At 56.0% G+C, this 12,765-nt stretch carries 12 protein-coding genes; 5 read left to right on the forward strand and 7 right to left on the reverse strand.

All coding sequences use genetic code 11. The features are described 5' to 3' along the window. Window positions 1-122 precede the first annotated feature (122 nt). Window positions 123-530: a Cu(I)-responsive transcriptional regulator gene (gene cueR, locus DFO56_RS16530; protein ID WP_017455692.1), complete on the forward strand. Its 408-nt coding sequence runs from the start codon at window positions 123-125 to the stop codon at window positions 528-530. On the opposite strand, the gene DFO56_RS16535 is transcribed toward cueR, so the two are convergent. From DFO56_RS16535 to tesA, 7 genes are all read right to left on the reverse strand, one after another. Further along, window positions 487-1,227, reverse strand: a complete 741-nt coding sequence (locus DFO56_RS16535; protein ID WP_045509137.1) for a DUF3142 domain-containing protein — start codon at window positions 1,225-1,227, stop codon at window positions 487-489. The genes cueR and DFO56_RS16535 overlap by 44 nt on opposite strands. Continuing rightward, window positions 1,197-3,389, reverse strand: a complete 2,193-nt coding sequence (locus tag DFO56_RS16540) for a hypothetical protein (protein WP_045509135.1) — start codon at window positions 3,387-3,389, stop codon at window positions 1,197-1,199. The genes DFO56_RS16535 and DFO56_RS16540 overlap by 31 nt, the downstream gene beginning before the upstream one ends. A gap of 22 nt (window positions 3,390-3,411) precedes the next feature. Continuing rightward, entirely contained in the window at window positions 3,412-3,873 is a 462-nt protein-coding gene (locus tag DFO56_RS16545; RefSeq protein ID WP_045509133.1) for an NfeD family protein, read from the reverse strand. Beyond that, entirely contained in the window at window positions 3,870-4,784 is a 915-nt protein-coding gene (locus tag DFO56_RS16550) for an SPFH domain-containing protein (protein ID WP_017455696.1), read from the reverse strand. The genes DFO56_RS16545 and DFO56_RS16550 overlap by 4 nt, the downstream gene beginning before the upstream one ends. A gap of 84 nt (window positions 4,785-4,868) precedes the next feature. Beyond that, window positions 4,869-5,723: a co-chaperone YbbN gene (locus DFO56_RS16555; protein WP_045509130.1), complete on the reverse strand. Its 855-nt coding sequence runs from the start codon at window positions 5,721-5,723 to the stop codon at window positions 4,869-4,871. A gap of 61 nt (window positions 5,724-5,784) precedes the next feature. After that, window positions 5,785-6,555 (reverse strand): SDR family oxidoreductase, encoded by a 771-nt coding sequence (locus DFO56_RS16560; RefSeq protein ID WP_020456830.1) that lies wholly within the window; start codon window positions 6,553-6,555, stop codon window positions 5,785-5,787. Between the two features lie 28 nt (window positions 6,556-6,583). Continuing rightward, window positions 6,584-7,207 carry a multifunctional acyl-CoA thioesterase I/protease I/lysophospholipase L1 gene (tesA, locus tag DFO56_RS16565; RefSeq protein WP_020456831.1) on the reverse strand — a complete coding sequence of 208 codons (624 nt, stop codon included), beginning with the start codon at window positions 7,205-7,207 and terminating at the stop codon, window positions 6,584-6,586. On the opposite strand from tesA, the gene ybbA reads away from it, so the two are divergent. From ybbA to DFO56_RS16585, 4 genes are all read left to right on the forward strand, one after another. Continuing rightward, window positions 7,178-7,864 (forward strand): putative ABC transporter ATP-binding protein YbbA, encoded by a 687-nt coding sequence (ybbA, locus tag DFO56_RS16570; protein WP_020456832.1) that lies wholly within the window; start codon window positions 7,178-7,180, stop codon window positions 7,862-7,864. The genes tesA and ybbA overlap by 30 nt on opposite strands. After that, entirely contained in the window at window positions 7,861-10,275 is a 2,415-nt protein-coding gene (gene ybbP, locus DFO56_RS16575; protein ID WP_045509128.1) for a putative ABC transporter permease subunit YbbP, read from the forward strand. The genes ybbA and ybbP overlap by 4 nt, the downstream gene beginning before the upstream one ends. Window positions 10,276-10,473: 198 nt before the next feature. Further along, window positions 10,474-11,619, forward strand: a complete 1,146-nt coding sequence (locus DFO56_RS16580; RefSeq protein ID WP_020456834.1) for a porin — start codon at window positions 10,474-10,476, stop codon at window positions 11,617-11,619. 302 nt (window positions 11,620-11,921) lie between these two features. Further along, entirely contained in the window at window positions 11,922-12,758 is an 837-nt protein-coding gene (locus tag DFO56_RS16585) for a MetQ/NlpA family ABC transporter substrate-binding protein (RefSeq protein ID WP_020456835.1), read from the forward strand. The last annotated feature ends 7 nt before the right edge of the window (window positions 12,759-12,765 follow it).

Below are 12,765 nucleotides of genomic sequence, written 5' to 3' on the forward strand. Positions count from 1 at the left end.
TGTTATAGCGAAGCGGCAAGGTGGGTAAATAAAAAACCATTAACAATATGGATATATTTGTTTTATTACATAGCAGCCATTTATAGTGATTAGCGCAGGGTCTGGTAGTGAGGGGGGAAAACGTGAATATCAGCGATGTGGCAAAAAGAACCGGTTTAACCAGCAAAGCGATTCGCTTCTATGAAGAGAAAGGGCTGGTGACACCGCCGCTGCGCAGCGAAAACGGCTACCGCAGCTACAACCAACAACACCTGAATGAGTTGACGCTGCTGCGCCAGGCGCGGCAGGTAGGATTTAATCTCGAAGAGTGCGGCGAGCTGGTGAATCTGTTTAATAACCCGGCCCGTCATAGCGCAGATGTCAAAGCGCGCACGTTACAGAAGGTGGCCGAGATCGAGCGGCATATTGGCGAACTGCAACAGATGCGGGTACAACTGCTGGCACTGGCGGATTCCTGCCCTGGTGACGACAGCGCCGATTGCCCGATTATTGATAACCTTTCTGGCTGCTGCCACCACGCGAAGGGTTGAGCATAAATGTCACCGTGCCGCGATACCACGGGGAGGCGGCGAGTTGCTGCTCTTCGTGTGTATCACGCGCGCCGTTCTGCACCAGCCCCAGTTTAAACGGGATGCGTAACGCTAAAAGTGCGGGCAGGTAGTCGGTGTAATTCGCAACGGTGCTGCGCCCCTGATAGCTCTGCACCACCAGTTCATCTACCGGCAATGCGTTAAGGGTTTGCACGCTGCCGGTTTTCGCCCAGTCCAGTAAACCGGTGACGCCCAGAGCGTAGTCTGCTGGCAGCGTCTGGCGCAGACGGTGCAAAAACAGCGCGTAATCGCCAAGGCGGTGAGTGGCGGCATCGAAATCCACCTGCAACCCGACGACATGGTTTCCCGCCGCTTGCCAGCGAGCTAACAGCCGGGTAAGACGTAACAACAGCGCATCCGGCACGTCCAGCGTGGTAAAACGCACCGTGAGCCAGATGCGCGGAAAGGTAAGCTGATTGACCGGCAGCCCTTTACGCTCAAACACAGTTTGACCGGCAACGCTGACGACATCGCCCTGATGCAGATAGACAATATCGGCATCACGCAGCGTTTGCGTGGGGCGTACGCCAGACCATAACCAGTACGCTGCTGCCTTCCCCTGAGCGGATAACGCCGCAGGGCAGAGCAGCGCACCTGCCAGCGCCATTACCAGTAATATTTGAGCTCTTTGGCCCATACGCTTCCCGGATAACGGCTTTTCAGTTGCTGGAACCATGCTTTACGCACGGATTTATCGACGTCTTCGCCGCCGCAATCGTTATAACCGGAGGGGGCGTAACACATTACGGCGCGATACAGCGCGTAGCTCTTATCTTCCGGCTCGGCTTTGGCATCGTTGATAACCTGCTGATACCAGGCCAGACGGTGCGCAACGCCGGGCGCAGCGTTAAGCTTTGTTGCGTCGTCCAGCGCGTCGTTACCCCACTGGTCGGTTTCCCGGTTAACGCGGGTTTGCGTGATACGGAAAAATTCGCCGAGGCAGTTCAGCGCATGGCCATCCTGCGCTTTCTGGCTCAGGGTAGTAACCGTTTTTTCCAGCGCAGCGCAGAAGTAGACGCTCTCTTTGTCGGTGCCTTTCCAGGTAAATGCGCTCAGATTGACGTCATCAAACGCTTCGCCAGTGACCGGCGGTGCGATCGCGGCGATCAGTTGTTTGTCTTGTAACCAGTCGGCGTAATGCCCTTCGGTCAAATCGCGCGTCAGCAGCGTGTGCAGTGCGATGGTGCGCTCTTCGTTATTTGGCCCATTGCTGGCCTGCTGGCGCAGTAACTCGCGTGGTGCTTTGGTTTTCAGCACTAAGGAACGGTAACGCAGATTCGTGACCTTGCTGTCAGGCGTAAAAATCTGCGCCAGCGCGTCGCTTTCCACCAGCGTTGCCGCCAGTTTGGCCTGCAGCAACTGCTGCTGTTCGACATCTTTGCTCAGCTCCAAAAGATGCAGCCAGTGCGCTTTGGCCTCCGGCCACTGTTTTTCCGCCATCAGTGCTTCGCCGTACAGCACTTGCTCGCTAAACGCGAGAATATTGTGCGGTGCCAGTGTTTGCGCAGGGGTGATGGCGCTGCGCACGGTGGCGTAATCCTGTTTGCTGAAAGCCAGCTTCAGACGCAGGTAATTCCACAGATCGCCGCGTTTATTTTTGTCGAAATCGGCTTTGATGCTGTCGAGCCAGGCTTGATCGATACAGGGATGCTTTTCATCGCATTTATTATCGCGCAGGCGGCGCAGCGTCAGGATAAAGGTCATCAGCGAGGCATCCGGCGTGCTGATAAAATCATCACCGCCCCATTCGAGAAGTTTGTTGTCGCTTTCATTCACCAGCGCGATTAACGCATCACCGCTGGCCGTCTGTGACAGCGCCTGTTCGTAGAGCGCCGCCAGCGCGTTCCAGTCCTGCAAATACCAGTTGATACGGCGCAACATCCCCTGCGCCGATTCTGCGTAGTGGCCCTGAGGCCAGCTTTTCAGGTAATGAAGCGCTGCATCCCGCGCTTTCTGCGCCTGGGATTTGTCTACTTTTGTGACATCGAAATCGCCATATTCACCGTTGGCATTCGCGCTACTGGCGTTGAGCGCGGTGCGCATCAACATATAGCTGGCTGTTTCGGCAAGCCACGGCTGCGGGCTGCCGGTCAGCGCGGTAAAATCCTGCACGGCGGCGTCATAATCACCGGCATAGAAAGCGTTAGCGCCGTGTAAATAGGTACGGAAACCGAGAGCAACTGAACCTTGCGGGAAACTCAGTGCATTGATAATGACTTCACCGCGGCCATCCGCTGCCGTTCGCGCTTTCGCCAGCGCCAGGCGCTGTTCCGGTGTTAAGGCTTTTTCGTCCAGCAGGGCGGCGAAAAAGCCAGAAAGTGTCTCGTTATTACGCGACACAAAACGGTTTTCCATCTCATCGGATGCAAAACCTTCACCAGTTACTGTCTGCGCCGCGTCACCTTCGGCGATCAGGCGCAACAGCGCGGGAGGAATTTGATCATCAGGTTTGATGCCCAGCGCTTTCATTTGCTGGCGCAGGGTGTCGTCACTGGAAACGGGTTCCGCCGTTGCTGCCGGGGCGGTTGTGTCATCGTGATGAATACCGAAATAGAAGCTTCGGCTGCGCGTGAAATCTTGCGGTACGGGCTGGCGCAGTGGCAAAAATCCTTTTTGCTCATCCACCAGGCGCAGCAGGTTATCGCGGGTATCGGTATCAATGCCCAGCACCGGCGGGCTGGTGATGAAACATCCCGTGCTCCCCCATGTGCAGCTATCGATATCAGACGACGCCAGCGCGGGTGCGCTGGCGGTAAAGGAGAGACACAAGCCCAGCGCGAGGCGACGGCGTTTTATCATTCCCTGAATCCTTGCGTTATTGTTATTCGTTTACGGCATTAATGCGTAAGGTGATGCCTTCAACGGCCGTTACCTCAACGCGCGTTCCGGCAGCGAGATCGTCGTCGGCGCTGACCGGCCACGAACTGTCGCCCACACGCATATGGCCTCGACCGTTCACCAGTGCGTTATCAAGCTGGAAGCGGCGGCCGACGAGCTGTTGCCCACGCAGATTCAGCGACGCGTCGGCGGGTTTTTGCTGTTTTACCCGCCGCGAAAGCCATTGCCACCACAGCCAGGCGGCCAGCATGGTCAGCACGGCGAACAGTACACCCTGCCACTCCCAGCCGAAGGGAATAACCCACGCCAGCAACCCGGTGACCACCGCCGCGACGCCGCTCCACAACAGATAGCCGTTACCGCCCAGCATTTCCGCAGCCAGCAACAGGCCACCAAGCACCAGCCAGGCGAGGTGTGTATGTTCGAGCAGCAGAGTGGCAATCATTTTTTACGCTCGCCGGCGCTGTCTTTCACCAGTTCGGCGATCCCGGCGATCGAGCCCATCAGGCTGCTGGCATCCAGCGGCATCATCACCACTTTGCTGTTGTTCGCCGAGCCAATTTGTTGCAGCGCGTCGGTATATTTCTGGGCCACGAAGTAGTTCACTGCCTGAATATCCCCGGCGGCAATCGCTTCAGAGACCATCTGCGTGGCGCGGGCTTCGGCTTCTGCCGAACGTTCACGCGCTTCCGCCTGCAGAAACGCCGACTGGCGATCGCCTTCCGCTTTGAGGATCTGCGACTGTTTTTCCCCTTCGGCTTTGAGGATCTCCGCCTGGCGGATCCCTTCAGCTTCAAGAATGTAAGCGCGTTTGGTACGTTCCGCTTTCATCTGCGCATTCATTGAGGCAATCAATTCCGCCGGTGGGCGCACATCGCGGATTTCAATACGCGTGACTTTTACGCCCCACGGATTGGTGGCTTCATCCACAATATGCAGCAGACGGGTGTTGATGCTGTCGCGCTGCGAAAGCATTTCGTCCAGCTCCATTGAGCCGAGCACGGTACGGATGTTAGTCATGGTCAGGTTGATGATCGCCAGTTCCAGGTTGCTCACCTCATAAGCGGCACGGGGCGCGTCGATTACCTGAATAAAGCACACTGCGTCAATGGTGACGTTGGCGTTGTCTTTGGAAATAACTTCCTGCGAGGGTATATCGAGAACCTGTTCCATCATATTGATCTTACGACCAATGCGATCCATAAACGGCACCACCAGGCTTAAACCTGGCTGCAGCGTACGGGTGAAACGGCCAAAGCGTTCCACAGTCCACTGGAAGCCTTGCGGGACGATTTTCACACCGGAGATAACCACCACCAGCGCGACGAAGATAAGAACCAGAATGACGATTGGCATCAAAAAAACCTCCTGTTTAATTTGATGCCATCTTAGCCCGAATTAGCGATTAAAACAGCGCGATCGCCAAATTTAGCAGGGGAATTAGTAGAGCAGGGAGTAGAGCTGGCGGCGGTATTTCGATGCCAGCGCGTCGCCGGTGCCGAGCGCGGCCAGGATCTCTTGCAGCATTTTGCGCGCTTCACCGTTTGCCGCAGCCAGATCTTTACGCAGATGGCTAAACAGCAGCTCCAGCGCTTCTTCGTTGCGGCCCACCTGGTGCAGTTGCAGCGCCAGTTGTGTTGCCAGCAGCGCGTCCTGCGGGTTGTCTGCAACCTGCTGTTGCAGTTGCTGGATTTCCGGCGTATCCGCGGCTTTTTTCAGCAGTTCGATCTGCGCGATAAGGCCCTGGTAACGGGTGTCTTGATCCTGTAACGGAACCGCTTTCAGCGCCGCTTCGGCTTCATCCGCACGGTTCAACACAATCAACGTTTCTGCCAGCAGCAGGGTGATTTCGCTGTTTTGCGGTGCTAACTGGCTGGCCTCTTTCAGCAGCGGCAGCGCGTCGATGTGTTTGCCTTCCTGCATCAACTGCATAGCTTGTTGCGCTTTCAGCTCCTCTTCGCACGGCAGCACTTTATCCAGCAGCGCGCGAATCGCGTCTTCCGGCTGCGGCCCCTGGAAACCGTCAACCGGCTGGCCATTCTGGAACAGGTAAACAGTAGGAATGGCGCGTAAGCCAAACTGCGATGCCACCATCTGCTCTGCGTCGCAATCGACTTTCGCGAGGATAAACTGCCCGTTGTACTGGGCGGCGAGGTTTTCCAGCACCGGCGTCAGTTGCTGGCAGTGCTGGCTGCGTTCGGACCAGAAATAGAACAGCACCGGCGTGGCAACGGATTGCTCCAGCACCTGTTGCAGGTTCATTTCGGTAATATTGACAATATTCTGTGCAGACATACTAAGTTCTCTTTATTTCACTGTTTCGTCATACATGGGGGACAGGCTTCGCGCCTTCAACTCACCCGTGCAAAATTTTATCCATCATGCGCGTTGGCAGCAGGCGTTTTAAAAAGGTAACCGCCCATGTCACCAGCGTTACCGGGTAGCGCACTTTCGGGTTGCTGCTCTCAAAAGCATGGCGCACTTTGGCGACGACTGCCTCCGGCCCCAGCGTAAAACGTGCGGCGATACCGGGGTTTTCCACCGGCTTATCGCGTTGTGTCTGATTCACGTTGTCGGTAAAGCGCGTGCGAATCGGGCCGGGTTCAATCAGGCTCACTTTGATGCCTGTATGGCGTAGCTCCATTCGTAAAGCGTCCGACCAGGCTTCCAGCGCATACTTGCTGGCGGCGTAAGCGCCGCGGCCTGGCGTTGAGATCAGCCCCATCACCGAGGAGGTCATCACGATGCGCCCCTCGTCGTGCGGCAGCATCGCAGGCAGCAGCAGCATGGTGAGCTGGTGAGTGCCAAAAAAGTTACTGGAAAATTGCTGTTCCAGCTGTTCGCGGCTGATGGTATCGAGCGGGCCATAAACACCGTATCCGGCGTTGTTGAAGATCCCGTACAGGCGATTGTCGGTCAGCGCTATCACTTCGGCGGCGGCGCGTATCACGCTTTGCGCGTCGTCAAGATCGAGCAAAATGCCGGTAAAGCCTTCGCTTGCCATCCGGGCGACATCGTCCGGTTTACGGCAGGCCGCCAGCACGCGAAAACCCTGACGTTTCAGTTCGCGTGCGCTTTCCAGCCCGATGCCGCTGGAACATCCTGTTATTAAGACCGTTTTTTGCATAACTTTACCTGGGGGCGTGCCTGAACAATCAGGAGTCGTGGTTAACTAAAGGCGCCAGTCGCGTTGCCATCCAGTCTGCAATAAACGGCTGCGCATCGCGGTTGGGATGGATGCCATCATCCTGCATCCATTGCGGTTTCAGATAGACCTCTTCCATAAAAAATGGCAGCAGAGGAACATCCAACTCCTTGGCAAGCTTAGGATAAATGGCGCTAAAGGCTTCATTATAGCGGCGACCGTAGTTGGCAGGGAGCCGAATTTGCATTAACAGCGGTTGCGCGTTGGCGGCTTTCACCGCCTGCACCACCTGGCGCAGCGTTTGCTCTGTTTGCTGCGGCGCGAAACCGCGCAGACCATCGTTACCGCCCAGCTCCACCAGCACCCAGCGCGGTTGATGCTCTTTAAGCAGCGCAGGCAGGCGCGCCAGCCCCTGCTGCGAGGTGTCGCCGCTGATGCTGGCGTTGATAACCGTCGGTTTTTGCTGCCATTTGTCATTGAGCAGCGCAGGCCACGCGGCATTCGCCGCCATGCGATATCCGGCGCTCAGACTGTCGCCAAGAATCAGTAACGTGTCCGCCGCCGCGGCGCGAAAGGTTAACAAAAGCAAAAACAGGAAGGGCAAATGCCAGCGGAAAACATTGTTGAAGTTCATCATCTTAAGAAGTCCGTCGGTCAGGGGGAGCATGAGCTTTCCATCCTTACCGGAGTTGAGCTGGTTGTCAAACCAGCCGAGACCATCGCCCTGATTGGCGAATCCGGCTCCGGAAAGTCCACCTTATTAGCGATCCTCGCCGGGTTAGACGATGGCAGTAGCGGCGAGGTGAACCTGCTCGGTAAACCTCTGCATAAGATGGATGAAGAGGCGCGCGCGCAACTGCGTGCGCAAAATGTCGGCTTTGTTTTTCAATCCTTTATGCTCATTCCCACGCTAAATGCGCTGGAAAATGTTGAACTCCCGGCCTTGCTGCGCGGCGAAAACAGCAATCAAAGCCGCAGTAGCGCGAAAGCGTTACTGGAAGAGTTAGGGCTGGGTAAACGGCTGGATCATCTGCCTGCGCAGCTCTCCGGCGGTGAACAACAGCGGGTGGCGCTGGCTCGCGCGTTTAATGGCCGACCGTCGGTGCTGTTCGCCGATGAACCTACCGGCAATCTCGACAGGCAAACCGGCGACAAGATCGCTGATTTGCTCTTTTCCATGAATCAACAATATGGCACCACGCTGCTGCTGGTAACGCACGATCCGCAGCTTGCCGCGCGTTGCGATCGGCGGTTGCGGCTGGTCAATGGTGAACTGCGGGAGGATGCATGATAGCCCGTTGGTTCTGGCGCGAATGGCGCTCGCCGTCGCTGCTGATTGTCTGGATGGCGCTAAGTCTGGCGGTGGCTTGCGTGCTGGCGCTCGGCAACATTAGCGATCGCATGGAAAAAGGGCTCAGCCAGCAGAGCCGGGAATTTATGGCGGGCGACAGAGCGCTACGCAGCTCTCGTGAGATACCCCAGGCGTGGTTGGATGAAGCGCGAAAAAAAGGGCTGCGAGTCAGCGAACAAATCAGTTTTGCCACCATGACTTTTGCTGGCGACACGCCGCAATTAGCCGATGTGAAAGCCGTTGATGACATTTACCCCCTTTATGGTGAGCTGCAAACCAGTCCGGCGGGGTTAAAACCGAGTGCGGGAACGGTGTTACTGGCGCCACGGTTAATGGCGCTGCTCAATTTAAAAACCGGTGATGCTATTGATGTGGGGGATGCCACATTGCGTATTGCCGGAGAAGTGATACAGGAGCCGGATTCAGGCTTTAACCCTTTTCAGATGGCACCACGTCTGTTGATGAATATTGCCGATGTGGCGAAAACCGGTGCGGTGCAGCCAGGTAGCCGCGTCAGCTGGCGGGTAAAATTTGGCGGCACACCCGCGCAATTAGATGCATACGAAAAATGGTTGCTGCCGCAGTTGAAACCGGAGCACCGCTGGTACGGGCTGGAGCAGGATGAAGGCGCACTGGGCAAATCCTTGCAGCGTTCGCAGCAGTTCCTGTTGTTATCTGCGCTATTAACGCTGTTGCTGGCAATAGCTGCCGTCGCGGTGGCGATGGGGCACTATTGCCGTAGTCGCTACGATCTGGTGGCGGTACTGAAAACCCTTGGTGCGGGCCGCGCGCAATTACGCAAATTGATTGTCGGGCAGTGGTTAATGGTACTGGCGCTATCAGTGGTGACCGGTGGCGTCATCGGCCTGGTGTTCGAAAGCGTTTTAATGGTGCTGCTCAAGCCGGTGCTGCCTGCTGCGCTGCCGCCCGCAAGTTTGTGGCCGTGGCTGTGGGCGGTCGGGGCGATGGTGGTGATTTCGCTGCTGGTAGGGTTGCGGCCCTATCGCTTGCTGCTGGCGACGCAGCCGCTGCGTGTGCTGCGACGTGACGCGGTGGCCAATGTCTGGCCGCTGAAGTTCTACGTGCCGGTGATCTGCGCGGTAGCCGTGCTGCTACTCGGCTGGCTGATGGGCGGCAGTATGTTGCTGTGGGCTGTGCTGGCGGGCGCGGTGGTGCTGGCCTTGCTGTGCGGCGTGGTGGGCTGGCTGCTGCTTAATGTGCTCAAACGACTGACATTTAAAGCGCTGCCGTTGCGTCTTGCGGTGAACCGGCTGCTGCGTCAGCCGTGGTCAACGCTGAGCCAGCTTGCGGCGTTTTCGCTCTCCTTTATGTTGCTGGCGATGCTGCTGGTGCTGCGCGGCGATCTGCTGGACAGGTGGCAACAGCAGTTACCGCCGGAAAGCCCGAACTACTTTTTAATCAATATCGCGCCGGAACAAGTGACACCGCTGAAAGCGTTTCTTTCTGAGCACCATGTTGACGCCCAGGCATTCTTCCCGATTGTGCGCGCGAGGATGACGCAAATTAACGGCCAGTCGACGGAGGGCAACCAGGATGAGGCGCTGAACCGCGAACTCAATCTCACCTGGCTTCAGCAGCGCCCGGATCATAACCCGGTCACCGCCGGACACTGGCCGCCGAAAGACGGGGAGGTCTCGGTTGAGGAGGGGCTGGCGCAGCGGTTAGGCCTGAAGCTGGGCGACTCCGTGACGTTTATGGGCGATACGCAGGAATTCAGCGCCACCATCAGCAGCTTGCGCAAAGTGGACTGGGAAAGCCTGCGGCCAAATTTCTTCTTTATCTTCCCCCTGGGGGCGCTGGACGGCCAGCCGCAGAGCTGGCTCACCAGTTTCCGCTGGCAGAACGGCAACGGCATGTTAACGCAACTGAACCGGGAGTTCCCGACCATCAGCCTGCTGGATATTGGCGCGATTCTAAAACAGGTCGGTCAGGTGCTTGAGCAGGTCAGCCGGGCGCTGGAAGTGATGGTCGTGCTGGTCACGGCCTGCGGCGTGTTGCTGCTGCTCGCGCAGGTACAAGTCGGTATGCGTCAGCGTCACCAGGAGCTGGTGGTTTACCGCACGCTCGGCGCGGGCAAGCGGCTGCTGCGAACCACGTTGTGGTGCGAGTTCGCGCTGCTGGGGCTGGTCTCCGGGCTGGTCGCGGCGATGGGCGCGGAAACCGCGCTGGCGGTGCTGCAAACGAGGGTGTTTGATTTCCCGTGGGAGCCGGACTGGCGTTTGTGGGCAACGTTACCGTTGTGCGGCGCGTTACTGCTTTCGCTATGCGGCGGCTGGCTTGGCGCGCGTTTGCTTAAAGGAAAAGCACTGTTTCGTCAATTCAGTCATTAATCCCTTCATCAATATTTGCTCAACGAAACGCATGCCGATAATTCTATCGGTGTGCGTCTGTTTCAAAGTGTAAAAGTTCCCCTGACAATTATTTACCAGCACAAAACAACAAAAAAACCCCACCAAATAGAAGCTCTTAGACGTTAATATTTCGCCGCTAGTAACTTACTAGTGGTGTCTATCCATCAAGGAAAAACCATGAAAATAAAAACAACCGCCCTGGCGACAGCCATCGGCGCAGCAGTGGCATTGATGTCTTTTGCAACTCAGGCGGAAATTACTGTACTTAAGCAAGATCCGCAGGCCGGTAATCCATTAAGCCGCCTGAACTTCACCGTTGGTGGTTCTATTCGTCCGCAATTCGATAACATGATGGGCGACGGTGATAAAGGCTCCTTCAAACGCAACGGCTATGACGGTGGCACCCGTTTCCGTTTTGCGACCGATTACTACCTGTTCGATGATATTAGCTGGGTTAACTACTACGAGCTGGGTGTGAACATTCCGGCACTGTTCGACTGGGATAACCACTATGCAGACGGCGCGCATAATACCACCCGCCGTATGCTCTACACCGGTCTGAAAAGTAAGACCTGGGGTACGATGACCTTCGGTCAGCAGAACAGCGTGTACTACGATGTGGTCGGTGCGAAAACCGATATCTGGGATTACGACATGAAAGCCCAGGCTTCCGGTAACGGTATTAACGGCGATTACGACGGTTCCTACCGTTCACGTAAGATGCTGAAATACAAAAACACCTTCGGTGATGCTGACATTTATGCATCTTACCTGTTCTCTGATAACGATCTGCTGCGCGGCAATGGTCTGCGTTATAAACGTAAAGGCGGCGGTTCTCTGGGCGTGGATTACCACATTGCCAAAGATCTGACATGGGGTACGGCGTGGAACTATACCCAGGCCGATATGCGCAACGTCAACACCGGCGGCAGCGATACCTACAGCCAGAATATCTATGGCACCGCGCTGAGCTGGACGCCGGATAACTGGACCTTCTCCTTCGGTGGCGGCTGGTACGAAAACTATCTGACCACCGGTAAAAAAGATATTCATAACTACTTCGCGGGCGACGCGTGGGGTATTGAATACTTTGCCGGTTATAAAATCCCGGTCGGTCAGTACGCGCTTAAATACGTACAGCCGTACGTCATGGGTGACCGTCTGCAATACACCACTGGTCGTGATTACCAGCGTATTGATAACGGCGTGGGTGTGACCTTCCAGCTGGATTACGGTTTCCGTGTCGATTACGAACACGTATTCACCAGCAGCACCGACGACCTGGGCGACATGAACATCGTTCGTCTGCGTTACGACTTCTAAGAGGTCTGCATCAGCCGGGTTTAACGCTTCGTTTAAATCCGGCAATGCTTAGCAACAAAAAGCATAACGGGAAGCCAGAAAACCCACCTTGGGCAGGGCTTTTCGTTATGCTTCATCGCCTTACCCCGCAAAGATCTCCCCGCCATTCAGTGACATAGTTCACAGCATGTTGAATTTATTTCAATTACCGCTGCGCTGTGTTTATGCCATCTTATTCAGCAGCCTTATCAATCAGGTGAAAATGGAACGCGCCGCACTGTACGTCGCGTCAACACAGCAGCTCAACTCGTTAGGGAGAATTTATGGGACGTCGTCTCAGCTTGCGCGCGACCTTCGGCGCATTACTTCTGGCCTGCGGCTTACCGTTTGCTCACGCCAGCAGCGATCCGCACACCATCGTTTTCGGCGTCGCACCTGGACCATACGGCGATATGGTGAAACAGGCTATTGCGCCGTCGTTAAAAGAGAAAGGCTATAAAGTGGTGGTGCGTGAATTTAGCGATTACGTACAGCCGAATATGGCGCTGGCGAACGGCAGTATTGATGCCAACCTGTTCCAGCACAGCCTCTATTTTGACAAATTCACGGCCGATAAAGGCCTGAAATTAACCAAGCTGATTACCGTGCCGACAGCGGGTATGGGCTTTTATTCACGCAAAATCAAAAGTCTGGATGAGTTGAAAAAGGGCGACATTGTGACACTCTCCAATGACCCGACCAACCTGGCGCGCGGGCTGCGTTTCCTGCAATCGCTCGACCTTATCACTATCAAAGATAACATCGACCCGACTAAAGCCTCCGAGCGCGATATTGCCAGCAACCCGAAAGGGCTGGTGTTTAAACCGCTGGAAGCGGCGCAACTGCCGCGCACGCTGGACGGCGTGACCGCGTCGCTGGTGAATGGCAACTTTGCCATTGCCGCCGGGCTGAAACTCTCCTCTGCGCTCAAACAAGAGCACCTCGATGAGAACCTGAAAAACATTATTGCGGTGCGCACGGAAGACGCCGACAAACCGTTCGCGAAAGATATTGTCGGGGTGGTGAAATCGCCGGCTTACCGTGCAGTAATTGACGATCCGAACAATGTTTATGGTGCGTTCCAGAAACCAGACTGGATGCAGAGCGCGGATAAAAAGTAACACTCCG

Origin of the sequence: Kosakonia sp. AG348, assembly GCF_003337365.1 — a bacterium.
Taxonomy (GTDB): domain Bacteria; phylum Pseudomonadota; class Gammaproteobacteria; order Enterobacterales; family Enterobacteriaceae; genus Kosakonia.